General features: G+C 64.1%; 24 protein-coding genes and 1 tRNA gene. 13 read left to right on the top strand and 12 right to left on the bottom strand.

Translation table 11 applies throughout. The features are described 5' to 3' along the window. Positions 1 to 7: 7 nt before the first annotated feature. A complete protein-coding gene (grxC, locus tag JT360_RS00115; protein ID WP_214469468.1) occupies positions 8 to 277 on the bottom strand; it encodes a glutaredoxin 3 in 270 nt (89 codons plus the stop codon). A gap of 26 nt (positions 278 to 303) precedes the next feature. Next, a complete protein-coding gene (locus tag JT360_RS00120; protein WP_214469469.1) occupies positions 304 to 1,104 on the bottom strand; it encodes a ComF family protein in 801 nt (266 codons plus the stop codon). A 64-nt stretch (positions 1,105 to 1,168) separates the two neighbouring features. Here JT360_RS00120 and JT360_RS00125 point away from each other — a divergent pair, with 64 nt between their 5' ends. Then, the gene (locus JT360_RS00125) at positions 1,169 to 2,041 is read left to right on the top strand and encodes a methyltransferase domain-containing protein (RefSeq protein ID WP_214469470.1); all 873 of its coding nucleotides are present in this window, start codon (positions 1,169 to 1,171) and stop codon (positions 2,039 to 2,041) included. A gap of 22 nt (positions 2,042 to 2,063) precedes the next feature. Here JT360_RS00125 and JT360_RS00130 read toward each other — a convergent pair whose 3' ends face one another. The 5 genes from JT360_RS00130 to argJ form a co-directional block, all read right to left on the bottom strand. Further along, on the bottom strand, positions 2,064 to 2,243 hold the full coding sequence (locus JT360_RS00130) for a Flp family type IVb pilin (protein WP_214469471.1): 180 nt from the start codon (positions 2,241 to 2,243) through the stop codon (positions 2,064 to 2,066). 109 nt (positions 2,244 to 2,352) lie between these two features. Beyond that, positions 2,353 to 2,670 (bottom strand): hypothetical protein, encoded by a 318-nt coding sequence (locus JT360_RS00135; RefSeq protein ID WP_214469472.1) that lies wholly within the window; start codon positions 2,668 to 2,670, stop codon positions 2,353 to 2,355. A 129-nt stretch (positions 2,671 to 2,799) separates the two neighbouring features. Next, positions 2,800 to 3,222: a (deoxy)nucleoside triphosphate pyrophosphohydrolase gene (locus JT360_RS00140; protein WP_214469473.1), complete on the bottom strand. Its 423-nt coding sequence runs from the start codon at positions 3,220 to 3,222 to the stop codon at positions 2,800 to 2,802. Next, on the bottom strand, positions 3,215 to 3,967 hold the full coding sequence (locus tag JT360_RS00145) for a GNAT family N-acetyltransferase (protein WP_214469741.1): 753 nt from the start codon (positions 3,965 to 3,967) through the stop codon (positions 3,215 to 3,217). Before JT360_RS00145 ends, JT360_RS00140 begins: the two co-directional genes overlap by 8 nt. A gap of 29 nt (positions 3,968 to 3,996) precedes the next feature. Continuing rightward, complete coding sequence (argJ, locus tag JT360_RS00150; RefSeq protein WP_214469474.1) at positions 3,997 to 5,238, bottom strand: bifunctional glutamate N-acetyltransferase/amino-acid acetyltransferase ArgJ; 1,242 nt, start codon at positions 5,236 to 5,238, stop codon at positions 3,997 to 3,999. A gap of 213 nt (positions 5,239 to 5,451) precedes the next feature. Between argJ and JT360_RS00155 the strand changes: the two genes are divergently transcribed. After that, complete coding sequence (locus JT360_RS00155; RefSeq protein ID WP_214469475.1) at positions 5,452 to 6,054, top strand: TetR/AcrR family transcriptional regulator; 603 nt, start codon at positions 5,452 to 5,454, stop codon at positions 6,052 to 6,054. Between the two features lie 53 nt (positions 6,055 to 6,107). Here JT360_RS00155 and JT360_RS00160 read toward each other — a convergent pair whose 3' ends face one another. After that, positions 6,108 to 7,028 carry a peptidylprolyl isomerase gene (locus tag JT360_RS00160; protein ID WP_214469476.1) on the bottom strand — a complete coding sequence of 307 codons (921 nt, stop codon included), beginning with the start codon at positions 7,026 to 7,028 and terminating at the stop codon, positions 6,108 to 6,110. Between the two features lie 259 nt (positions 7,029 to 7,287). Between JT360_RS00160 and secA the strand changes: the two genes are divergently transcribed. From secA to JT360_RS00175, 3 genes are all read left to right on the top strand, one after another. After that, on the top strand, positions 7,288 to 10,020 hold the full coding sequence (gene secA / locus JT360_RS00165; protein ID WP_214469477.1) for a preprotein translocase subunit SecA: 2,733 nt from the start codon (positions 7,288 to 7,290) through the stop codon (positions 10,018 to 10,020). 323 nt (positions 10,021 to 10,343) lie between these two features. Further along, a complete protein-coding gene (locus tag JT360_RS00170; protein WP_214469478.1) occupies positions 10,344 to 11,744 on the top strand; it encodes a lipopolysaccharide biosynthesis protein in 1,401 nt (466 codons plus the stop codon). Beyond that, positions 11,744 to 13,024 (top strand): GNAT family N-acetyltransferase, encoded by a 1,281-nt coding sequence (locus JT360_RS00175; RefSeq protein WP_214469479.1) that lies wholly within the window; start codon positions 11,744 to 11,746, stop codon positions 13,022 to 13,024. Before JT360_RS00170 ends, JT360_RS00175 begins: the two co-directional genes overlap by 1 nt. Before the next feature lie 221 nt (positions 13,025 to 13,245). On the opposite strand, the gene JT360_RS00180 is transcribed toward JT360_RS00175, so the two are convergent. Continuing rightward, positions 13,246 to 13,330: transfer RNA gene (locus JT360_RS00180), tRNA-Leu, on the bottom strand. 272 nt (positions 13,331 to 13,602) lie between these two features. On the opposite strand from JT360_RS00180, the gene JT360_RS00185 reads away from it, so the two are divergent. Then, a complete protein-coding gene (locus JT360_RS00185; RefSeq protein ID WP_214469480.1) occupies positions 13,603 to 14,190 on the top strand; it encodes a YqaA family protein in 588 nt (195 codons plus the stop codon). Between the two features lie 80 nt (positions 14,191 to 14,270). Beyond that, on the top strand, positions 14,271 to 14,789 hold the full coding sequence (locus JT360_RS00190; protein WP_214469481.1) for a disulfide bond formation protein B: 519 nt from the start codon (positions 14,271 to 14,273) through the stop codon (positions 14,787 to 14,789). Between the two features lie 218 nt (positions 14,790 to 15,007). Here JT360_RS00190 and JT360_RS00195 read toward each other — a convergent pair whose 3' ends face one another. Together JT360_RS00195 and JT360_RS00200 are read right to left on the bottom strand one after the other, a co-directional pair. Beyond that, positions 15,008 to 15,565, bottom strand: a complete 558-nt coding sequence (locus JT360_RS00195; RefSeq protein WP_010911702.1) for an HNH endonuclease — start codon at positions 15,563 to 15,565, stop codon at positions 15,008 to 15,010. A gap of 128 nt (positions 15,566 to 15,693) precedes the next feature. Then, complete coding sequence (locus JT360_RS00200) at positions 15,694 to 16,335, bottom strand: DNA-3-methyladenine glycosylase family protein (protein ID WP_214469482.1); 642 nt, start codon at positions 16,333 to 16,335, stop codon at positions 15,694 to 15,696. Positions 16,336 to 16,410: 75 nt separating this feature from the next. Here JT360_RS00200 and gluQRS point away from each other — a divergent pair, with 75 nt between their 5' ends. Both gluQRS and JT360_RS00210 read left to right on the top strand, forming a co-directional pair. Further along, positions 16,411 to 17,286 carry a tRNA glutamyl-Q(34) synthetase GluQRS gene (gluQRS, locus tag JT360_RS00205; RefSeq protein WP_214469483.1) on the top strand — a complete coding sequence of 292 codons (876 nt, stop codon included), beginning with the start codon at positions 16,411 to 16,413 and terminating at the stop codon, positions 17,284 to 17,286. A gap of 151 nt (positions 17,287 to 17,437) precedes the next feature. After that, the gene (locus tag JT360_RS00210) at positions 17,438 to 18,328 is read left to right on the top strand and encodes a DMT family transporter (RefSeq protein WP_214469484.1); all 891 of its coding nucleotides are present in this window, start codon (positions 17,438 to 17,440) and stop codon (positions 18,326 to 18,328) included. 63 nt (positions 18,329 to 18,391) lie between these two features. Here the strand turns inward: JT360_RS00210 and JT360_RS00215 are convergent, their stop codons facing one another. Further along, complete coding sequence (locus JT360_RS00215; RefSeq protein ID WP_214469485.1) at positions 18,392 to 19,243, bottom strand: YihY/virulence factor BrkB family protein; 852 nt, start codon at positions 19,241 to 19,243, stop codon at positions 18,392 to 18,394. Between the two features lie 58 nt (positions 19,244 to 19,301). Here JT360_RS00215 and JT360_RS00220 point away from each other — a divergent pair, with 58 nt between their 5' ends. From JT360_RS00220 to JT360_RS00235, 4 genes are read left to right on the top strand one after another with little or no spacing between them, the layout of a single operon-like run. Next, positions 19,302 to 20,168, top strand: coding sequence for an SDR family oxidoreductase (locus tag JT360_RS00220; RefSeq protein ID WP_214469486.1), 867 nt, complete (start codon positions 19,302 to 19,304; stop codon positions 20,166 to 20,168). Positions 20,169 to 20,209: 41 nt separating this feature from the next. After that, the gene (locus JT360_RS00225; RefSeq protein WP_140891988.1) at positions 20,210 to 20,401 is read left to right on the top strand and encodes a twin transmembrane helix small protein; all 192 of its coding nucleotides are present in this window, start codon (positions 20,210 to 20,212) and stop codon (positions 20,399 to 20,401) included. Between the two features lie 17 nt (positions 20,402 to 20,418). Continuing rightward, on the top strand, positions 20,419 to 21,000 hold the full coding sequence (locus tag JT360_RS00230) for a cob(I)yrinic acid a,c-diamide adenosyltransferase (RefSeq protein ID WP_214469487.1): 582 nt from the start codon (positions 20,419 to 20,421) through the stop codon (positions 20,998 to 21,000). Between the two features lie 33 nt (positions 21,001 to 21,033). Beyond that, positions 21,034 to 21,831, top strand: coding sequence for a rhomboid family intramembrane serine protease (locus tag JT360_RS00235; protein ID WP_214469488.1), 798 nt, complete (start codon positions 21,034 to 21,036; stop codon positions 21,829 to 21,831). The last annotated feature ends 119 nt before the right edge of the window (positions 21,832 to 21,950 follow it).

Consider the following 21,950-nt stretch of genomic DNA (forward strand, 5'->3'; position numbering starts at 1 on the left):
CACACCCTCAAACCGTCGAGCCATTGGCGAGCAGTCTGTCCAGCTGGCCTTCGGCCTCCAGGTCATGGAGGTCGTCACAGCCGCCGACATGCCTGTCGCCGATGAAAATTTGCGGAAAGGTCGTACGCCCGTGAGCGCGCGAAATCATCTCCTGGCGCAGTTCCGGCGAAAACGAGGCGTCATGCTCGGTATAGGCGACGCCCTTGCGCTCCAGCAGCCGCTTGGCTGCCGTGCAGTAGCCGCACATCATGCGCGTATAGATCGTGACATCGACCATGACGAAATTCCGCTTTCCTTGCCGACCTATATAGTGGCGGAGTCGTCCGCCCGAAAGTCCCCCGGCAACACCCGGGCGAAGGTCAGCACGTCGACGGCGGCAGCACCTCCCCTTTTCAGCGCCTTGGTGGCCGCGCGCACGGTGGCGCCGGTGGTGTAGACATCGTCGATCAGAAGCACCCTGCGGCCGGCAATCTCGATTTCCGTGTCGGCAGGCACGCGAAAGGCGGCGCGTACATTCTCCTCGCGCTCCTGCCGTTCCAGCCCGACCTGCTGGCGGGTGAGTTTCACGCGACGCATGGCGGAAGGCGCGAAAGGCAGCCCGCTGAGTTCGCAAACCGCCCGCGCCAGTTCCGCCGACTGGTTGAAGCGCCGCCTGAAGAACCGCCGCCAGTGCAGCGGCACCGGCACCACCACATCGGCATCGGCGATGAGATCGGCGCCGGCGCGCACCATCCAGCGCGCCATCCATGGCGCGAGATCGGTGCGATCCTGGTATTTCAGCCCTTGCACCATCTGGCGGGCAACGCCTGAATAGGCGACAGCCGCCCGCGCCCGTTCGAAGGGCGGCGGATCGGCGATTGCCTCGGCCGAGAGAAAGCCCTCGCCCATATGATGGGTGAACGGCGTGCCCATCACCGGGCACCAGGGCCGCTCCAAAAGCCGCAGCTTCGGCCAGCAGGTGCCGCACAGCACCCCAGGCTGCGAGACATGCCGGCGGCAGCCCGCGCAAACCGGCGGAAACAGGATGCGCGCCGGCCAGCCGAGGGCCGACCGGGCGAGGCTCCCGATCTCGATGGACTTGATCTTGGACCTCCGATCGGCCACGTGGTTGGTTCTCCGCGCCAGCTGTACCAGCTATATCAGGATGCGGACAAACAAGGACCCGCCCGTGCAGCCGATAATGGATACCTCTCTGTGGCTGGCGCACAAGCGGCGTGCGCTCACCCATCCGGTTGACGGTGCCGATTTCCTGATGAATCGCGCCGTCGAGGACCTTGCCGAACGGCTGGGTGCCGTCGAGCGCAGGTTCGGCAAGGCGGCGGTGCTGTTTTGTCAGACCTCGGCCGCGGCTGACGCGCTCGCCACGAGCGGCAAGGTGACGGATATCATCCGCGTCGAGACGGACGCTGCTTTCCTGAACGGCGCTGCCGGCTCGATCGCACCGTTGGAAACCGTACCGTTCGACCCGGAAAGCCTCGATCTGGCGGTGTCGCTTCTGTCGCTGCAGGCGATGAATGACATTCCCGGCATGCTGATCCAGATCCGCCGCGCGCTGCGGCCAGACGGGCTTTTCCTCGGTGCCTTCGCCGGCGCCGGCACGCTCGGCGAGCTGCGCGAAAGCCTGCTTGCGGCCGAGACCGAGCTCTACGGCGGCGCCAGTCCGCGCGTCATCCCGTTCACCGATGTGCGCGATGCCGGTGCGCTGCTGCAGCGCGCCGGTCTCGCTTTGCCGGTTGCCGACGTCGAGACCGTGACGGTTCGCTATGCCAACCTGTTTGCCCTGATGGCGGATCTGCGCGCCATGGGCGAAACCAGCGCGCTTGCCGATCGCAGCCGGCGGCCGGGCTCACGCAGGCTGTTTGCCCGCGCCGCCGAAATCTATGCCGAGCGGTTTTCCGACCCTGATGGCCGGGTAAGGGCAAGCTTCTCGATCGTCTGGATGTCAGGTTGGGCACCCGATGCATCGCAGCAAAAACCGCTGAAGCCCGGTTCAGCCAAGATTTCGTTGAAGGCTGTGTTAGAGGGACGCGAGGGGCAATGACCCCTCCGCGGACGCGCGCAAGTCAGGGTGCGAAGGCGTTCGCAAGCCTGCTGGAGTTGTCGCTGAACAGCCAGGTGATCGAATTGAAGACTTGGTTGATGCCACCGACGATCGTCAGCGACAGCACGGCGACGATCAGGCCGTATTCGATGGCCGTGGCGCCCTCTTCGTCGGTCAGGAAACGCAGCAGCACTGTTCTCATCACCTCGACCCCCGTTGCCAGGACCTTACCGCCGATCTGTTAAGAAAGGTTAACGGCAAAGGCTTAACAGGCGATGAAACCACCGCCTTTAGAAAATATGTTAACCATGTCAGCAGGCGCCGCTGGTCCTGCCGTCAGTCCCGATGATGCACACCGAACCGGGCTGCGGCTGCAGCACGCTGCGGCGCACCGTATAGGTGGTGCGATGGCTGATCGAGCCGGTTGCCGTCATGTCGAGGCCGCCGGGAAAATCATCGCGCACCGATTGCGAGCGCGTCTGGCTGTCGAGAAAAGGGGTTGCGATCAGCGCCAGCGCCACCGCGGCCGATCCGAACAGCAGGGTCACGCGCAGGATGCCCATGCCGGCATCGGCGGCACGAAAGCCGCGGTCGGGCCGGATCGAATCCCAATCCCTGTCTAGGCTCATGCTATCGCTCCCCAGTGAATCGGCGACGCGGCCGCGACGACACGGCCATGCGTCAATTTTTCACGATGAGATAAATCTTCCATTAACGCTGGCTGATATGGACCGTGTTTCCGATCCGTCCCCCGATCTCTAGAGGAGATCGATGAGAAACGGGATCAACGGCGCGTCGGCCGGCGGCATCGGATAGTCGCGCATTTGCTTTGGCCGCACCCATTTCAGCGCCTGCCCTTCCCTGGGTTGGGCAATGCCGCGGAAACGGCGGCAGACAAACAGCGGCATCAAGAGATGGAAGTCGTCATAGGAATGGCTGGCGAAGGTGAGCGGCGCCAGGCATGGAATCTCGGTCTCGATGCCGATCTCTTCATGCAGTTCGCGGATGAGGCACTGTTCCGGCGTCTCGCCGGGCTCGACCTTGCCGCCCGGAAATTCCCACAGGCCGGCAAGCTGCTTGCCCTCGGGGCGCTGCGCCAGGAGCACGCGGCCGTCGGCGTCGACCAGCGCGCAGGCGGCAACCAGCAGCAGCCGCTTGCCGGGATTCGCAAGATCATTCATGTCCGGGCGGCCGGCGATAGTGGTAGCGATAGACCTCATCGAAACCGAGCGACCGATAGAGCGCCAGCGCCGGCACATTGCCGGCCTCGACCTGCAGCCAGGCTTCCCGCGCGCCGCGCAGCCTCGCCCATTTCAGCGCCGACCGGATCAGGTTGCGGCCGTGCCCCTTGTTGCGCGCCGACTTGTCGGTGGCGACCTCGAACAGGCCGGCGAGATCGCCGTCATGCACGCAGATCAGCGTCGCCAGCGCTTCGGCTCCATCTTCGAGAGCGAACAAGCCAGCCTCGGGCTGGATGGCGCCGATGATCTCCGACAGGCCGGGCCGCAGCGAAACGTCCGAGCCGCTGACCTTGAGCGACGCGCCGATGAAGCGGCTGATATCCTTGAGCGGAATCTGGTCCATGGCGGCGTCGAGCTGCGCGTCGGCCAGCGGCAACCGCATGACCAGCGATTCGTCGAACCGGCTCCAGCCCCCCTCGTCGAGATGGCTGGCCAGGTCAGGACCTGACAGCGGCGACATGCGGAAGGTCAGCGGCCTTCCATAGGCGTCGAAACGACGGCTGGCGCGCCCGATGCGGTCGGCAATGTGCTGGGTGTCGCCGGGATCGAGCGGATTGACCGAATTCAGCCGCTTGGCCGGATGGCCGGCGGTCAGCCGCACCACCCAGGTGCCGTCATAGTGGACGGCGGCCGCCGGCCAGGCGCGAAAGCCGGCCGCCTCATAGCGGCGCACGGTCGCGAGCATGCTTGCGGGGTGGCGCGAAACCAAGGCGATCAGCTCCGGTAATCGCCATTGATGGCGACATATTCCTTGGTGAGATCGCAGGTCCACACCGTCGCCTTGCCGCGGCCAATGCCGATATCGGCACGGATGCGGATATCGTCGCGCTTCATGTAGGTCGAAGTCTTTTCCTCCGAATAGGCAGGGTCGCGCTCGCCCTCATGCGCCAGCCTGTTGTCGCCGAACCAGATCGACAGCCGGTCGCGGTCGGCGGGCTCGCCGGCCTTGCCGACGGCCATGACGACCCGGCCCCAATTGGCGTCCTCGCCGGCGACCGCCGTCTTGACCAGCGGCGAATTGGCGATCGACAGCGCTATGCGCTTGGCCGAGCGCGCCGATTTCGCGCCGGTGACGGTGACTTCGACCTGCTTGCGGGCACCCTCGCCGTCGCGCACCACCTGCAGCGCCAGCGACTTCAGCACCTTGCCGAGCGCCCGGCGGAACGTGCCGAGGCGGGCATCCCTGGGGTCGGTTATTTCTGGAGCGCCGCGCTTCGCGGCCTTGCCGGTTGCGAAGATCAGAAGCGTGTCGCTGGTCGACGTATCGCTGTCGACGGTCACCGCATTGAAGGTCTTGGCCGTGCCGCGCGACAGCAGATCCTGCAGCACCGGCGCCGCGATCGGCGCGTCGGTGGCGATGAAGGACAGCATCGTCGCCATATCGGGGGCGATCATGCCGGCCCCCTTGGAGATACCATTGATGGTGACATTGGTGTCGCCGAGCTTGACCGTCTGCGTCGCCACTTTCGGATAGGTGTCCGTGGTCATGATGGCCTTCGCCGCCTCGGTCCACAGGTCGGGCTTGCCGTCGCTGACCAGCCCGGCGAGCAGGTGGCTGAACTTGGTGGTGTCGAGCGGCTCGCCGATGACGCCGGTCGAGGCCAGGAAAACCTCTCCTGCCGCGCAGCCGGCCGCCTTGGCTGCCGCCTCGCCCGTCAGCGCGGTGGATTCGCGGCCTTTCCTGCCGGTGAAGGCGTTGGCGTTACCGGAATTGACGACCAGCACCCGGGCCTTGCCGGCGCCAAGGTTCTGCCGGCAGAAATCGACCGGTGCCGACGGGCATTTCGACTTCGTGAACACGCCGGCGACCGTGGTGCCGGGATCGAAGACCATGGCCAGAAGGTCGGTACGGTTCTTGTACTTTATCCCCGCTTCGGCGGTGGCGATGCGCACCCCTTCGATGACAGGCATCTTGGGGTATTTCTTCGGCGCGAGCGGCGAAATCGTCGTGGACATGGGACCTCGGGCGGGAAAATCGCAAGGGAAGGCCGGTTTGCCCGATACGACGCGCGGGCGCAAGGGCGTTTTGTCGGCGCTTGCCGGGCGGCAAACCCACCCCGGAGCTTTCCCCCAGTCCATGGAAAAACAGTCCATGGAAAAACGGCCCGTTTCGTTTGATCGCCGGCTCACCTATGATGGCCGGCGAAATTGTTGGCGAGGACGACGCAAATGGCCGAGGGCGCCGATCCGGCACGCAGATCGATTGGCGCCAGGCGCAACCCCGACAGCGCCGAAGCCATTTTGGAGGCCGCCGAAGCCGTGCTGGTCGAGGCGGGCTATGCCGGGTTTTCGATCGAGGCCGTGGCGCGGCGTGCGCGCGCGGGCAAACCGACCATCTATCGCTGGTGGCCGAGCAAGGCCGCACTGCTGCTCGAAGTCTACCAGCGGCAGAAACGTGTCGACGTCCCCGATACCGGAAAACTGGAAGAGGATATCGTCGGCTTCCTGGTGAATCTGTTCGCGCACTGGCGCGACACATCGTCGGGCAGCGTGTTCCGGTCGCTGATCGCCGAGGCGCAGTCGGATGAAACCGCGGCGGCGGCCCTTGCCGGCTACGCCGGCGGACGCCGTGCCCACACCGGCCAGATCATCGAGCGCGCCAAGGCAAGGGGCGAGGTGGCGGGCGATATCGATGCGGCCGTGGTCGCCGATCTCCTCGCTTCCTATGCCTGGCGCCATCTCCTGACCAACCGACTCGACGAGCCCGAGGCAACGATCCGCAAGATGGTCCGCTATCTCCTGCAAGGCATAGCGGCCGAAGCCGGCCAATAAAAAAGGCGCGGCAATGTTCGCTGCCGCGCCCCTTTTTGAAAAAACTTTAAGGCTTACTTGCCGCTTTCCAGCGCGTCGACGGTCTTCTTCAGGTTGGCATCGGGGATCTCGACCTTGGCACCGGCGCGCAGCGACTTGACCAGCGCGAAATACTTGTCACGGATGACCGCCTGCTTGGCCTGGTCCTTGACGTCGTTGAAGGCCGGCGGCTGCTTGGCGCGCTTGTCCTCGAGCTTGATGACATGCCAGCCGAACTGCGACTGCACCGGCTGCTCGGTGTATTTGCCGACATCGAGGGCGAAGGCCGCCTTGTCGAACTCCGGCACCATCTGGCCAGGTCCGAACCAGCCGAGGTCGCCGCCATTGGACTTGCCTGAGGGATCGCTGGTGTGCTCGTTGGCGAGCTTCTGGAAATCGGCGCCGCCGTCGAGCTGCTTGATGATGGCCTCGGCCTCTTCCTTCGTCTTCACGAGGATGTGACGGGCATGTACCTCGTTGACCGGCGGCGTGTTGGCGATCTCCTCGTCGTAGCGGGCGCGAATCTCGGCGTCGGTGACCTTGTCGACGACGCCCTTTTCGACCATCTCGCCATGCAGCGCGCGCTGCTGCAGGAAGGCCATGCGGCGCTGGAAGTCGGGATTCTTGTCGAGACCGGTGGCGACGGCCTGGGCAGCCATGACGCGGATCTCGATGGCCGCCGAAAGTGCCGCGGCGCGGCGCTGTTCGGGCGGCAGCTGCGCAAACTGCTGCGACAGCTCGCCTTCGGCAAGCACGAGGTCGGCCTCGGTGAGCGGCTGGCCGTTGACCGTGGCGACGACGGCATTGGGGTCGACCGGCTTCGCCGCGGGTGCCGCCGCATCGGCCGGAGCAGCGGGAGCGGTCTCCTGCGCCATGACAGGCGACAGGCAAAGAGCCGACAGGCCGAAGGCCAGGCCAAGGCTGGCAAGCGACGCACGGCGGAACAACAAGGACATTAAGATGACTCCGGTCGAGGATTGTAGGAGGGATGGCTTCCAGATCAGCCAGATTGTGGCGGAATTTGGCGCGACCGGCAGGGCCAGCGCGGCGTTGACATCAGTTGAGCCCCCTCTTATCTGTCCAGCGACTTGGCGTCCAGAACCGTTTTCCGGGCGCTTTTTGTGTTTGCCCGTATTCAAGCGGTGCGTTCACGCGGATTTGATGGGGCCGGCCGGCGCCCATCTAGATTGAGAATTCTATCGAAAGGACCATTGGATGGTCAGTCTCGGCGGTCTCGCCCGTAAGGTTTTCGGCTCCTCCAACGACCGTCGGGTCAAATCGACCCGGCCCCGTGTCGAGGCGATCAATGCCATGGAAAACGAGATGCGGGCGCTCTCCGACGCCGAACTCGCCGGCCGCACCGAAAAATTCCGCCAGGATGTCGCCAATGGCGCCAGCCTTGACGACCTTCTGATCCCGGCCTTCGCCACCGCCCGGGAGGCGGCGCGCCGTGTGCTCGGCATGCGCCCCTTCGACGTCCAGCTGATCGGCGGCATGGTGCTGCACAATGGCGGCATTGCCGAGATGCGCACCGGCGAGGGCAAGACCCTGGTCGCGACGCTGCCGGTCTATCTCAACGCGCTGGCCGGCAACGGCGTCCATGTCGTCACCGTCAACGACTATCTCGCCACCCGCGACTCCGAATGGATGGGCCGGGTCTACAAATTCCTCGGCCTGTCGGTCGGCGTCATCGTCCACGGCCTCTCCGACGAGGAGCGCCGCGTCGCTTACGCGTCCGACGTCACCTATGCCACCAACAACGAGCTCGGCTTCGACTACCTGCGCGACAACATGAAATACGAGCGCGCCCAGATGGTGCAGCGCGGTCACAACTACGCGATCGTCGACGAGGTCGATTCCATTCTGGTCGACGAGGCGCGCACGCCGCTGATCATTTCCGGTCCGCTCGAGGACCGTTCGGAAATGTACAACACCATCGATACCTTCATCATCCAGCTGCAGCCGCAGGATTATGAGATCGACGAGAAGCAGAAGACCTCGATCTTCACCGAAGAAGGCACCGAGAAGCTGGAGAACATGCTGCGCGACGCCGGCCTCTTGAAGGGCGAGTCGCTCTACGACGTCGAGAATGTCGCCATCGTCCACCACGTCAACAACGCGCTGAAGGCGCACCAGCTGTTCCAGCGCGACAAGGACTATATCGTGCGCAACGGCGAGATCGTCATCATCGACGAGTTCACCGGCCGCATGATGCCCGGCCGCCGCTATTCGGAAGGCCTGCACCAGGCACTGGAAGCCAAGGAACATGTGGCGATCCAGCCGGAGAACCAGACGCTGGCCTCAGTCACCTTCCAGAACTACTTCCGCCTCTACAAGAAGCTTTCCGGCATGACCGGCACGGCGCTGACCGAGGCCGAGGAATTCGGCAACATCTACGGCCTCGAAGTCACCGAGATCCCGACCAATTTGCCGGTCATCCGCAAGGACGAGGACGACGAGGTCTACCGGACGGTCGAGGAGAAGTACAAGGCGATCGTCAAGGAGATCCGCGAAGCCAGCGCCAAGGGCCAGCCGACGCTGGTCGGCACGACCTCGATCGAGAAGTCGGAGCAGCTGGCCGAGCGCCTGCGCAAGGAAGGCTTCAAGGATTTCGAGGTGCTGAACGCCCGCCACCACGAGCGCGAGGCTGCGATCGTCGCCCAGGCCGGCAAGCCCGGCGTCATCACCATCGCCACCAACATGGCGGGCCGCGGCACCGACATCAAGCTCGGCGGCAATGCCGAGATGCGCATTGCCGAGGAACTGGGCGACATGCCCGCCGGGCCCGAGCGCGAAGCACGGGAAAAGGAAATCATTGCCGACGTCGAGCGGCTGAAGGAAAAGGCGCTGGCCGCCGGCGGCCTCTACGTGCTCGCCACCGAGCGCCATGAATCGCGCCGCATCGACAACCAGCTTCGTGGCCGCTCCGGCCGCCAGGGCGATCCCGGCCGCTCGAAATTCTTCCTGTCGCTGCAGGATGACCTGATGCGCATCTTCGGCTCCGAGCGCATGGACGGCATGCTGCAGAAGCTCGGCCTCAAGGAAGACGAAGCGATCATCCACCCCTGGATCAACAAGGCGCTGGAAAAGGCGCAGAAGAAGGTCGAGGCGCGCAATTTCGACATCCGCAAGAACCTGTTGAAATATGACGATGTTTCGAACGACCAGCGCAAGGTGGTGTTCGAACAGCGCATCGAGCTGATGGACGGCGAAGGCCTCTCTGAAACCATTACCGAGATGCGCGAGGGCGTCATCGACGAGATCGTCGCCAAGGCCATCCCCGAAAACGCCTATGCCGAGCAGTGGGATGTTGCCGGCCTGAAGGCCGAGATCGCCGAATTCCTCAATCTCGACCTGCCGGTCGAGGAGTGGGTCAAGGAAGAAGGCATCGCCGAGGACGACATCCGCGAGCGTATCACGCAGGCCGCCGAAGCCGCCGCCAAGGAGCGCGCCGAGCGTTTCGGCCCCGAGGTGATGACCTATGTCGAGCGCTCGGTCGTGTTGCAGACGCTCGACCATCTATGGCGCGAGCACATCGTCAACCTCGACCATCTGCGCTCCGTCGTTGGCTTCCGCGGCTACGCGCAGCGTGATCCGCTGCAGGAGTACAAGGGCGAAGCCTTCGAGCTGTTCCAGGCGATGCTCGGCAACCTGCGCCAGGCCGTCACCGCGCAGTTGATGCGCGTCGAACTGGTCCGCCAGGCCGCCGAAGCCCCGCCTCCGGAAGCTCCGGATATGTTCGGCACCCATATCGACGGCACCACCGGCGAGAACGATTTCGACGGCGGCGAAACAGCCCTCCTGGTCCGCCCGGAGACAGCCGCCATCGTCGCCCCCGAGGATCGCGACCCCAACAATCAGGCGACCTGGGGCAAGGTCGGCCGCAACGAAGCCTGCCCCTGCGGCTCCGGCAAGAAATACAAGCACTGCCACGGCGCTTTTGCGTAACTTCCCTTCTCCCCGTCCCTATACAGTCCCTATACGGGGAGAAGGTGCCCGAAGGGCAGACAAGGGGCGGCGCTGACGGTCCCATTTAGCCGATCTCCCCACCTGAGGGGGAGATGGCCGGCAGGCCAGAGGGGGGCGCTGTCCCGCCGACCAACCCGCCTTCAGCCGCACCATTCGGCTTCGAACTCGAACGAGTACGGTGTCTCGTCACCCTCAACCGAACTGCCACAAGGGCGAGGTAAGGCCCCCCACCCAACCGTTTCTTAATGTGTCTTCGCTACATCAAAGCCTGAAAAAGAGGCGGAAAACGGAGACTAATCGGGGTGCGCTTTTCCGCGGCCACGACAGCCGGGCGGTTTTTGCCGCAGCGTTTGGCGCTGCGCGTCGAGCCGTTGCTTGGCCGCATCGATGCCGTGCTGTTCACCGCCGATGAACGCGGCGAGGCTGGCCGCATGTCGGTCATCGCCTTCTCCATCCGCATCGTCAGCGCCGTCATCGCCTTCATCAGCCAGGTGCTGATGGCGCGCTGGATGGGGTCGTTCGAATACGGCATCTTCGTCCTCGTCTGGGTGACGATGGTGATCGTCGGCAATCTTGCCTGCCTCGGCTTCCACACCTCGGTCATCCGTTTCATCCCCGAATACCGCGAGCGCGGCCTGATGGATGAACTGCGCGGCATCGTCGTGGCCAGCCGCCTGTTCGTGCTGATCGCGTCGACGGTCATCGCCGGGCTCGGCGCGCTCGGCGTCTGGCTGGCGGCGCCCTGGATCGAAAACTACTACGTCATCCCGTTCATCCTCGGCGTCATCTGCCTGCCGATGATCGCGGTGTCGGATCTGCTGCAGGGCCAGGCCAGGGCGAACAGCTGGGCGTTATTTGCCTTGTCGCCGACCTATCTAGTGCGGCCGGTGCTGATCCTGCTGTTCATGGCGCTGATGCTCTACGCCGGCTATGCCGCCGACGCCAGGACGGCGATCTTCGCTTCGATCGCGGCCACCTATGTCACCACGCTCGGTCAGTTGATCGGCGTCACACACCGCATGGAAAGGCAGATCCCGGCCGGGCCGATGAAGGTGCATTTCGCGCAATGGTTCATCGTCTCGCTACCGATCTTTCTGGTCGAGAGCTTCTTTTTCCTGCTCACCAATGCCGACGTGCTGATGGTCGGCGCCTATATGGATCCCAACGACGTCGCCGTCTATTTCGCGACGGTGAAGACGCTGGCGCTGGTGCATTTCGTCTATTTCGCCGTCAAGGCCGGCGTCGCCCAGCGCTACGCGCAGTTCACCCATGGCGAGCCGGCAAAGCTTGCCGCCTTCGCCCGCGAGACGGTGTCGTGGACCTTCTGGCCCTCGCTGCTGATGGCGCTGCTGGTGCTGGCGCTCGGCGAACCCATGCTGGTGCTGTTCGGCCCCGAATTCACGTCGGGCTATCCGCTTCTGTTCCTGCTCGTCTTCGGTGTCGTGGCGCGCGCCGCCGTCGGCCCATGCGAAAGCCTGCTCACCATGAGCGGCAACCAGAATATCTGCGCCGCCGTCTATGCCATGACACTGGCCTTCAACATCGGCCTCAACGTGGTGCTGATCCCGCATTTCGGCCTGTGGGGCGCGGCCATGGCCACCGCCTTTGCCATGATCTTCGAGGCCAGCGCACTGTCCTTCACGGTGTGGCGCAAGCTCGGCATCGTCATGGCGATCTTCGTGCCAGCCAAAGGAGCCGCCTGATGGCCGCCATCCCGTTGCTCGAGGAAACCAGCGGCGGCACCGCCGGCGCCATGGTGTCGGGCCTTGCCGGCCTGGCGCGCGACGCCGACCCCGCCCATATCGAAATCCTCGCCAACAACCGGCCAGAGCGCAAGCTCGCCATCTACCCGGCATCGGCCGGCTTCGATCTGGTCGAGGAACTCGATTATCTCTGCGCCCGCACGATCGAGCCGAACGTTTTCTTCAACCCGCGCTTCCTGGCGCCGGCCATGCCCCGGCTGGAAGATCGCGAGGTGCGGCTGGCGGTGATCCGCGACGGCGACGAATACCGCAACCGGCTGCGCCTTCTGGTGCCGATCTCGGTCGAGCGCCCGGTGGTGCCGCTCGGCGTTCCGGTGATGCGCGCCTGGTCGAGCCCGTTCGGTCCGCTCGGCACGCCGCTCATCGATCGCGACGATCCGGTCGGCGTCGTCGAGGATTTCTTCTCGATGCTGTCGCGCCCGCACCTCAAGCTGCCGAAAGTCTTCGTCCTGCCCGACATCAGGCTCGACGGTCCGGTGGCGAGCCTGCTTGGCACCGTGGCCGAGACGCGCGGCCTGATGCTGGTCACCACCGGCCAGACCCAGCGCCCCGCGCTGGAGAGCGAACTCGACGGTGACGATTATTTGAAGGCTTCGCTGCGCGCGCACCATTATCGCGAGTTCCGCCGCCTGAAGCGGCGCCTTGCCGACCTCGGCAGGCTGGAGCATCTGGTGGCGCGCGGCCCTGAAGAAATCCGCCATGCCATCGAAAGCTTCCTGACGCTGGAGGCCGCCGGCTGGAAGGGCCGCGAGCGCACCGCCATGGCGATCGACCGCTACCGCGCCGCCTTCGCCCGCGAGGCCGTGCACAGGCTCGCCGAACAGGACATGTGCCGCATCCATTCGCTGACGCTCGACGGCCGCACCATCGCCTGCCTGATTGTCTTCGTCGAGGCCGGCGTCGCCTATACCTGGAAGACGGCCTATGACGAGACGATATCGGCCTATTCGCCGGGCACGCTGCTGATGATCGAGGTCACCAGGCAGCATCTCGACGATCCCAACATCATGATGACCGACTCCTGTGCCATGCCGGACCATCCGGTAATGAGCAGGCTATGGACCGAGCGCAAGCCGATCGGCACGCTGGTGATCGGCCTGACTCCGGACGCCGACCGCCTCGCGCGCCAGGCCGCCTCGCAGCTTCATCTCTACCGCGAGACCCGCAACATGGCCCGCCTGCTGCGCAACCGGATGAAGAGTTTGCTGAGGCGGCGGTGATCCTCCTTCGCCAAGGCTACGGAGGACACTCCCTCGTCTATCGAGCTTCGAAGCTCGAAGAGGGGTGGCTTGCCACCCGAAGCTCGAAGAGCGAAGGGTGGTGAGCTTGCTGAGGTGGCGGTGATCCTCCTTCGCCAAGGCTTCGGAGAGCACTCTCTCGCCTATCAAGCTTCGAAGCTCCAAGAGGGTGGCTTGCCACCCGAAGCTCGAAGAGCGAAGGGTGGTGCCCCTAGCCGGGATCGAACCAGCACTCCTTGCGGAACTCGATTTTGAGTCGAGCGCGTCTACCAATTCCGCCATAGGGGCTCAGGCCGGACGGCCTGGATGGGCGCGGACTATACGGTCGGAGGCCTGTTCGTCAACTGGCCAATTCTAAGGATCGCTGGATGCGACCAATCTTCGCCTTTCGATTTCGTGGTCGTGCTGCCATTGTGCAGCGCGGAAAATCTTTCTAGACAGGCGGCGCATGGAATGTGGCGCGTGTGAATGGATGGCCGCGTGCGCTTTGGCTGTTGTTTTCATCCTGTCTTTGCCCCCTGGCATCTGCGCACTTTGGGCGACATGCATTAGGAGTGCCGATGCTTCGCGGACTTTACGACTGGACCTTGTCGCTGGCGGCCCGCAAATCCGCCGAATGGTGGCTGGCCTTCATCGCCTTCGTCGAAAGCTCGGTGTTTCTCGTGCCGGCCGACGTGCTCTATCTGCCGATGGCGCTGTCGCGGCCGGATCGCGCCTATCGCTACGCGCTGATCGCCACAGTCGCCTCGGTGCTGGGCGGCATCGCCGGCTGGTTCATCGGCCACTACGCCTATGATGCGGTGGCGCGGCCCATCCTCGAATTCTACGGCAAGTATGACGAGTTCGAGCAACTGCGTATCTCGTCGGGCGTCGGCTTCATCATCCTGATGCTGATCACCTCGGGCGCTGCCCATCTGCCGCCGATCAAGGTGGTGACGATCCTGTCCGGCGTGATTGGCGTCAACCTAGCGCTGTTCATCATACTCGCTATCGTGGCGCGCGGCGGCCGCTTCCTGCTTCTGGCGTGGCTGTTGCGCCGCTACGGCGAGCCGATCCGCGAGTTCATCGAAAAGCGCCTTGGCATGATCGCCGGCGCGGCGGCGGCTGCCCTGATTTTGCTCTATATCCTGATCAAATACGCCCTCTGAGTCATTCCTCAAACCCGCGCAACGGTTTTGAGGTCAGCAAACCGGACCTGGCGGGCGGCGAACACAATGGACGAAAACCCATGACAGCGACCATGAATGCCGATACCGGACGCCAGCGGACGCGGACCGCCCTGTTTCTCGCCTTCGCCATGGCCGCCACCGTCGGCTCGGCGCTTGGCTTCCAGCACATTGGCGGCTACATCCCCTGCCATCTCTGCCTGGAGCAGCGCACCCCCTATTACATCGGCGTGCCTTTGATGGTGCTGGCGGCGATAGCATCGATGTTGCGGGCACCGGCCTGGCTGACGCGTGGCTTGCTGGGCATCGGCGGCCTCTTGATGCTCTACGGGCTTTATCTCGGCGTCTACCATTCCGGCGTTGAATGGGCCTGGTGGCAAGGTCCGGCCGACTGCACTGCGGGTGCCGGCCCGGTCGACACCGGCGGCAAGGGCGTGCTCGACGCGCTCGACAAATTCGTGCCACCCTCCTGCGACAAGGCAGCGCTCCGCATCCTGGGCCTGTCGCTGGCCGGCTGGAACGCCATCGCCAGCCTGATCCTCGCCGCCGTCGCCTTCCGCGGCGCACTTTCCCGCGACTGATGTGGCGCGAAAGCGCCGACGCGAGATCGTTCAAGAATTCGGCAGGCTGAGTCGTATGGAGTGATTGTCGAGAACCGAAGCCGAGCGGACTTCTGCACGTCCCGGAAGAGTGGTTCCCGGTTTTCCGAAAAGGACATGCGGCAACCAGAAAAGTCCGTGAGCATCGGAAGCGCAGACAATCGCTTCAGACGGCCAGCCTCCCGAATTATCGAACGATCTCAAGGTTCGAGTTCGACATCCCAGTAGAGATAATCCATCCAGCTTTCATGCAGATGGTTGGGTGGAAACAGGCGGCCGTTATTGTGCAAATCGTGCACGGTCGGCTGGTACGGCTTCTGCAGCGGCCACATCTTGGCATGCGCCGGCATCATGCCGCCTTTCCTCAGATTGCAGGGCGAGCAAGCGGCAACGACGTTCTCCCAGGTCGTGGCACCGCCACGATGGCGGGGGATGACGTGGTCGAAGGTCAGGTCGTCGGGCGTGCCGCAATACTGGCACTGGAAGCGGTCGCGCAGGAAGACGTTGAAGCGGGTGAAGGCCGGATGCCTTGACGGCTTCACATAGGCCTTCAGGCTGACGACGCTCGGCAGCTTCATCGAAAAGGTCGGCGACGAGACCGCGTGCTCATATTCGGCGACGATGTTCACCCGGTCGAGGAACACCGCCTTGATGGCATCCTGCCACGACCAGAGCGACAAGGGGTAATAGCTGAGCGGACGGTAATCCGCATTCAGCACCAGTGCTGGAAGCCCATCCGGAGATACGGCAACCGTCACGTGTTCACCTCCTTGGTTCTAGACCCGAACGGCGCGGATACTGTAAGCCTGACATGACAGGGATGTGAAGCGGATTGTCGCGTCGCTGAAGCGCCAAAAAAGCATGATTTTCATCCTTTTTTGCGGATTCAGGCCGGCGGTGCGGCGTCCCGCCCCCTGGTTTCGCGATAATAGGACCAGAAAAGCCGCGATGCGACACCTCGCCACGGGCTCCATGATTCGGCGAGTTGGATCAATGTTTTCTCCGGCGGACGCGGGTCGATGCCGAGTGCGTGGCCGACAGCAGCCTGCAGGGCGACGTCGCGCGCCGGGAAGATGTCGGGGTGTCCGGCGGCAAACAGAAGGTACACTTCCGCCGTCCACGGGCCGATGCCGGGCACCGCCGTCATCGTCGTGATCGCCTCGGTGGCGTCGAGCGAACAGAGGTGATGCAGGTCGAGCCCGTCGGCCACCGCCTGGGCCACCGCGATCAGGCCGCGCTGCTTGGGCCGTGACAGGCCGGCCTCGCGAAACATGTCCTCGCCAGCAGCCAAAATCGCCTGCGGCGTCAACGGGTCGACAAGCCTGGTCAGCCGGCCGAAGATCGAATCGGCGCTCGCGCGGGACACCTGCTGCGAGACGATGATCGAGGCCAGGCTCCTGAACCCAGGTTCGGAGAGCCGCAGCGGCACCTCCCCGGCCATGCCGCGCACCTTTTCCAGCCGTGGGTCGATTGTGCAAAGCGCGTCGAGCCCTCGTGCGATGTCGTCCAGTGTGGCGATGCGTTGCATGGTATCCTTGTCCGCGAATGTGCCGCAAAGTAGCAACTGCCAAAACCGCCGCACAACCCGATTGCCGCTTGAGACATGACGCTCCTGACATTCCGCTTCGCGCCCAGCCCCAACGGCGAACTGCACCTCGGCCATGCCTATTCGGCGCTGCTCAACCAGAAGCTGGCAAGCGCCTCGGGCGGCCGTCTGCTGCTGCGCATCGAGGATATCGACACGACGCGCTGCACGCCTCAATTCGAGGCGGCCATGCTTGCCGACCTGAAATGGCTGGGCCTTGGCTGGGAAGAGCCGGTGCGCCGACAATCCGTGCATTTCGCCGAATACAAGGCGGTGCTTGACCGGCTGATCGACGAGGAACTCGTCTACCCCGCTTTCATGAGCCGCGGCGAGATCCGCGCCTTCATCGCCGACCGCGAAAAGCGCGGGCGTGGCTGGCCGCGCGATCCCGACGGCGTGCCGCTCTACCCCCCGATCGACAAGGCGCTGCCGGTCAAGGAACGCAAGCGGCGGATCGCCGATAACGAGCTCTTCGCCTGGCGTCTGGATGTCGATGCTGCTGTCGCGCGTATCGGCAGGGGTCTCGCATGGACCGAATTCAGCGACGAGACGCTGTCCGCGACGCGCTCGGTCGAGGCCCGTCCGCAGGACTGGGGCGATGTGGTCGTGGCACGCCGCGACATCCCGACCAGCTACCACCTCGCCGTCATTGTCGACGATGCCCTGCAAGGCGTCAGCCATGTCGTGCGCGGGCAGGACCTGTTTTCCGCGACCGGCGTGCAGCGCCTGCTGCAGGAACTGCTTGGATTGCCGCAGCCGGCCTACTTCCACCACCATCTCATCCTCGGGCCGGACCGGCGAAAACTGTCTAAGAGCCTTGGCGACACCGGCCTTGCCGCCTTGCGCGATGCCGGCGCATCGCCGGACGGCATCAGGCGGATGGTCGGGCTTTGAGCCCGGTAAAACGCCGGGAAAACGTCCATTGAGCGCACCGCCCGTTGAATTCCCGTGATGCATGGATCAACGGTTTCGTTTTGCGCGCCGGGTTGAACAGGACTAGAGCATCGCCACGGTCAGTTCTCATCAGCTTGGCGGTTTCCGGAAAATGCACAGCATCAAGCGGTTCATCCCCGCCACCTTTGTCGTCCTGTGGGCGACCGGCTTCATCGGCGCGCGCTACGCCATGCCGTGGGCGGAGCCATTCACCTTCCTTGCCGCACGTTTCGTGATAGCCGCGATCCTGTTTGCCATCCTGATGATCGTGCTGGGGTCGAAACGGGCCAGCCGCGAGGAGGCGCTGCATGCCGCCGGTGCCGGCGTGTTGATGCATGGCGTTTATCTCGGCGCCGTCTTCTGGGCCATCCACAGGGGCATGCCGGCCGGGTTTTCGGCCCTGATCGTCGGCCTGCAGCCGCTGATCACGGCGGTCCTTGCCGGCAAGTTCCTCGGCGAGGCGATCCTGCCGCGCCACTGGCTTGGCCTTGGCATCGGCCTCATCGGCATCGTCATCGTGCTGTGGCCTAAACTCGGCGCGCTCGGCGGCGGCGTAACAGTGGCGACGCTGACCGCGTCCCTGATCTCGGTGCTCGGCATGAGCGCCGGCACCATCTGGCAGAAGCGGTTCGCTTCCGGCGGCGACCTCGTCGCCGCGACCATGTGGCAATATATCGGCGGCGCTTTGCTGATGATCCTGGCCTCGCTTGCCTTCGAGACGCACACCGTCGTCATCAACGGCGAACTGATCTTCGCCATGGCCTGGCTGGTGCTGGTGCTGTCGCTCGGCGCCATCTTCCTCCTGATGGTGATGATCCGCGACGGCGAGATGTCGAAAGTGGCCTCGCTGTTCTATCTGGTGCCCGCCGTGACCGCGATCATCGCCTGGGCCCTGTTCGACGAGCAGCTCAATGCACTGCAGGTTGTCGGCATGGCGATTACAACCTTCGGCGTTGGGCTGGCAACCGCTCGACAAACCAAGGCGCAGGTTCAACAAGCATGATCCCGAACCGAAGGTCAGCGCAGCAAAAAGTGGCAACCGGTTTCGGAAAAGATCATGCTTAACTCAGCCGACTCTTGCGCGCGCCTCCAGATAGCGGCTGATCGCGGCATTGAGCTCGCCGCCGAGGATGAAGATCGCCGAGACGATATAGAGGAAAACCACCGCGATCATGATCGAGGCCAGCCCGGCATAGGTCGTCACATAGGACGAGAAATGGTCGAGATAGGTGGCGAATATCGTCGAGCCGATAAGCCACGCGGCTAGAGTGAAGGCGATGCCCGGCACCAGCGAGACGAAGCGGCGCTTGCCGGCCGGCAGCCAGTAGTGCACGGCAAACAATCCGCCGATGATGACGGTTGAGGCGATGACGTAACGCCATAGTGTGATCGTGCCCGTATAGGGTTTGATCCACTCGAAATGAGCTTCCGCCAGCCGTGCCAGCAAGGGCGCGAACACCAGGAGCACGCTGATCGCCAGAAAACCGGCGGTGGCGATCAGCACGAAGAAGATGCTCTGCACCCGGCGATAGATGATGCCGCGCGTCTCCGTGACGCGATAGGCCCGGTTGAGCGACGTGCGCAGCGCCTCGATGCCGTTCGAGGCGAAATAGGCGGCAAGCAGCACGCCGTAGGTCAACAGGTCGGTGCGCCTGACGGTCAGCACGTTCAGCACCTCGTGCGCGATCGGCTTGGCGATCTGATCCGGCCAGGTGTCGAAGACCAGATGCACGGCGGTATCGGCAAAGGCCTGCGCACCGAGGAAGCTGCCCAGCGTCGTGGCGAAGATCAGGAACGGAAACAGCGCCATCAGCGAGGTGATCGCCAGATGGCTGGCCATCGCCCAGCCGTCATCGGTGTTGAAATGGCCGATCGCGTCGTAGAGCACGCGGCGCAGGGCGACAATATTCCGCAGCAAGAACGCGCGCTCCCTTCGATTGTCTCGACGCCGCGAATATGGGAAGTGAATGCGGCAAATGGCAACCCTTCGTCAAACCACCAATTCTCAAGCGCCAGAGTTGCGCACCATCATCGTCACCGGTGCGTCTTCCGGCATAGGTGCATACTGCGCCCGCGCGTTGAAGGCCGAGGGCTGGCGGGTGTTCGCCACGGCGCGCAAGCCGGAGGACATCGCCGCCGTCGAGGCGGACGGCATCGAGGCTTTCTACCTCGACTACAGCGAACCGGACTCGATCGCCGCCCTGGCGGCGGCGGTGCTCGACCGCACCGGCGGCGGGCTCGACGCGCTGTTCAACAACGGCGCCTACGCCCAGCCAGGCGCCGTCGAGGACCTGTCGGTGGCCGCGCTGAAGGCGCAGTTCGAGGCCAATTTCTTCGGCTGGCACGATTTGACCAACCGCCTGGTTCCGGTGATGCGCCGCCAGGGCCATGGCCGCCTCGTCCATTGCTCGTCGATCCTTGGTCTGGTGCCGGTGCGCTTTCGCGGCGCCTATGCGGCATCGAAGCATGCGCTCGAGGCCCTGATGCTCTGCCAGCGCCAGGAACTGGCCGGCAGCGGCGTCCATGTTTCGCTGATCGAACCGGGGCCGGTGAAATCGAAGATCGCCAGCAACGGGCTCCCCTGGTTCCTGAAAAACATCGACCACGAGAATTCCGTGCATAGCGCGGACTATGCCGCGCAGTTGGAGCGGCTGCGCGCCGGCGGCAGCCAATCGGCGCTGAAGCCCGGACCGGAGGTGGTCTACAAAGCACTGCGGCATGCGCTTCTGTCACGGCGCCCGCGCCCACACTATGTGGTAACAGTGCCGGCTAGGATCGGCGCGGCGCTCAAACGCATCCTGCCGGCATCGATACTCTACCGCCTGATGGCCAAACGCGCCTGATGGCCAAACGCGCCTGAACAAGAACAACTGGAACCGCAACAATGGCAACCGTCTTCAACATCCTCGCCATTCTGGTCATGGCCGCCGTGGCGATCGTGCTGATCCGGGGCCTCGTCAACATGATGCGTGGCGGTTCCGGCGTCACCTCGAACAAGCTGATGCAGGCGCGCGTCATGCTGCAGGCCGTGGCGCTGTTGCTGATTCTGCTGGCGGTGTATTTCACCCGCAAGTGAGGCCGTCCGGGGGCGATATGGTCAAGCTCAACAAGATTTACACCCGCACCGGCGATGACGGCACAACGGGTCTCGGCACCGGCGAAAGGCTGCTGAAATCCGATCTGCGGGTGGACGCCTACGGCACGGTCGACGAGGCCAATGCCTGCATCGGTATGGCGCGTGTCCACACGGCAACCAGCCATCCGGCGATCGACGCCATGCTTTCGCGCATCCAGAACGATCTCTTCGACCTCGGTGCCGATCTTGCCGTGCCTGATGACGGCAAGCCGCTCGGCTATGAGCCGCTGCGCATCATTGCCGCGCAGATCGACCGTGTCGAAAAGGACATCGACCTGCTCAACAAGGACCTTCAGCCGCTCAAATCCTTCGTGCTCAACGGCGGCACTCCGGCAGCGGCCGCCCTGCATCTCGCCCGCACCGTGGCGCGGCGGGCCGAACGGCTGATGGTGGCGCTGGCGCAGGACCCAAGCGAGCACGTCAACCGCGACGGACTGAAATACATCAACCGCGTTTCGGATTTCCTGTTTGTCGCCGCCCGGGCGGTCAATGACAATGGAAATGCCGACGTGCTATGGGTTCCCGGCAAGAACCACTGAACGGACCGAAAAGCGGGAGGGGGCCAGGGACCGATGTTCATCCCGCTTTATGACACCAACAGGCTGCGCCATATCCGGCTGCAATATGTGACGATCGGCCTGATCGTCGTCAACGCACTCGCCTATTGCGCCACCGCGCTCGGCGGCGAGAACTTCACCGACGCCGCCGTGCTTGGCCTCGGCTTCATCCCGTCCGTCGTTCATGACACCGCCGAGCTCGACCCTCGCTTCGTCGTCATCCCCGAAAGCCTGAGCTATCTCACCTATTCCTTCCTGCATGCCGACATCATCCATCTCGGCGGCAACATGCTGTTCCTGTGGGTGTTCGGCGACAATGTCGAGGATGCGCTCGGCCATATCCGCTATCTGATCTTTTATCTCCTGTGCGCCATCGCCGGCGCCGCCTTCCAGGGGCTCGTCGCCTGGGATTCGCAGGTACCGCTGATCGGCGCCTCCGGCGCCATCGCCGGCGTGGTCGTCGCCTACCTGATCCTTTATCCCAGGGTGAAGGTCTGGGTGCTCGCCTTTGCCCGCATACCCCTGCGCATTCCGGCCTTCATCCCGCTTATCCTGTGGGTGCTTTTCCAGATCGTCATGTTCGCCGCTGGTGGCGAGGACCAGATCTCCTGGGCCTGTCATATCGGCGGCATCATCGCCGGGGCGGTTCTGGTCCTGGTCTTGCGCAGCCGCGGCGTGCCGCTTTTTGCCGCCGCTGACGAGGATACCGTGGTTCCCACGTCAGACCAGCCTTCCGTTGCTGTTGAGCCGGCACCTGAAACGTCGGCCACCGCGGCGCGCTGGGGCCGAGGAACCCCGTCCGGCCCAAACTGAACCGATTTGAGCCGCTTTCGGCATATTGACGTGCAGGGTTGCCCCAACTACGGAAACGTCTCAGTCACAGCCCAAGGCGGTCAAAGACCAGAATTTCCATCCTGAATGTCGGCTTTCGA

The sequence above is a fragment of the Mesorhizobium sp. dw_380 genome, assembly GCF_018588885.1.
In the GTDB taxonomy this organism is placed as follows: Bacteria; Pseudomonadota; Alphaproteobacteria; order Rhizobiales; family Rhizobiaceae; genus Mesorhizobium.

Bases quoted from the DNA above. Each gene is read 5' to 3' on its own strand.
- JT360_RS00220 (WP_214469486.1), top strand. From the start codon at position 19,302: ATGGCAACCCTTCGTCAAACCACCAATTCTCAAGCGCCAGAGTTGCGC.
- grxC (WP_214469468.1), bottom strand. From the start codon at position 277: ATGGTCGATGTCACGATCTATACGCGCATGATGTGCGGCTACTGCACG.
- JT360_RS00155 (WP_214469475.1), top strand. From the start codon at position 5,452: ATGGCCGAGGGCGCCGATCCGGCACGCAGATCGATTGGCGCCAGGCGC.
- argJ (WP_214469474.1), bottom strand. From the start codon at position 5,238: ATGTCCACGACGATTTCGCCGCTCGCGCCGAAGAAATACCCCAAGATG.
- secA (WP_214469477.1), top strand. From the start codon at position 7,288: ATGGTCAGTCTCGGCGGTCTCGCCCGTAAGGTTTTCGGCTCCTCCAAC.
- JT360_RS00175 (WP_214469479.1), top strand. From the start codon at position 11,744: ATGGCCGCCATCCCGTTGCTCGAGGAAACCAGCGGCGGCACCGCCGGC.
- JT360_RS00210 (WP_214469484.1), top strand. From the start codon at position 17,438: ATGCACAGCATCAAGCGGTTCATCCCCGCCACCTTTGTCGTCCTGTGG.
- JT360_RS00235 (WP_214469488.1), top strand. From the start codon at position 21,034: ATGTTCATCCCGCTTTATGACACCAACAGGCTGCGCCATATCCGGCTG.
- JT360_RS00130 (WP_214469471.1), bottom strand. From the start codon at position 2,243: ATGAGAACAGTGCTGCTGCGTTTCCTGACCGACGAAGAGGGCGCCACG.
- JT360_RS00225 (WP_140891988.1), top strand. From the start codon at position 20,210: ATGGCAACCGTCTTCAACATCCTCGCCATTCTGGTCATGGCCGCCGTG.
- gluQRS (WP_214469483.1), top strand. From the start codon at position 16,411: ATGACGCTCCTGACATTCCGCTTCGCGCCCAGCCCCAACGGCGAACTG.
- JT360_RS00160 (WP_214469476.1), bottom strand. From the start codon at position 7,028: ATGTCCTTGTTGTTCCGCCGTGCGTCGCTTGCCAGCCTTGGCCTGGCC.
- JT360_RS00190 (WP_214469481.1), top strand. From the start codon at position 14,271: ATGACAGCGACCATGAATGCCGATACCGGACGCCAGCGGACGCGGACC.
- JT360_RS00230 (WP_214469487.1), top strand. From the start codon at position 20,419: ATGGTCAAGCTCAACAAGATTTACACCCGCACCGGCGATGACGGCACA.
- JT360_RS00200 (WP_214469482.1), bottom strand. From the start codon at position 16,335: ATGCAACGCATCGCCACACTGGACGACATCGCACGAGGGCTCGACGCG.
- JT360_RS00145 (WP_214469741.1), bottom strand. From the start codon at position 3,967: ATGCTCGCGACCGTGCGCCGCTATGAGGCGGCCGGCTTTCGCGCCTGG.
- JT360_RS00135 (WP_214469472.1), bottom strand. From the start codon at position 2,670: ATGAGCCTAGACAGGGATTGGGATTCGATCCGGCCCGACCGCGGCTTT.
- JT360_RS00185 (WP_214469480.1), top strand. From the start codon at position 13,603: ATGCTTCGCGGACTTTACGACTGGACCTTGTCGCTGGCGGCCCGCAAA.
- JT360_RS00140 (WP_214469473.1), bottom strand. From the start codon at position 3,222: ATGAATGATCTTGCGAATCCCGGCAAGCGGCTGCTGCTGGTTGCCGCC.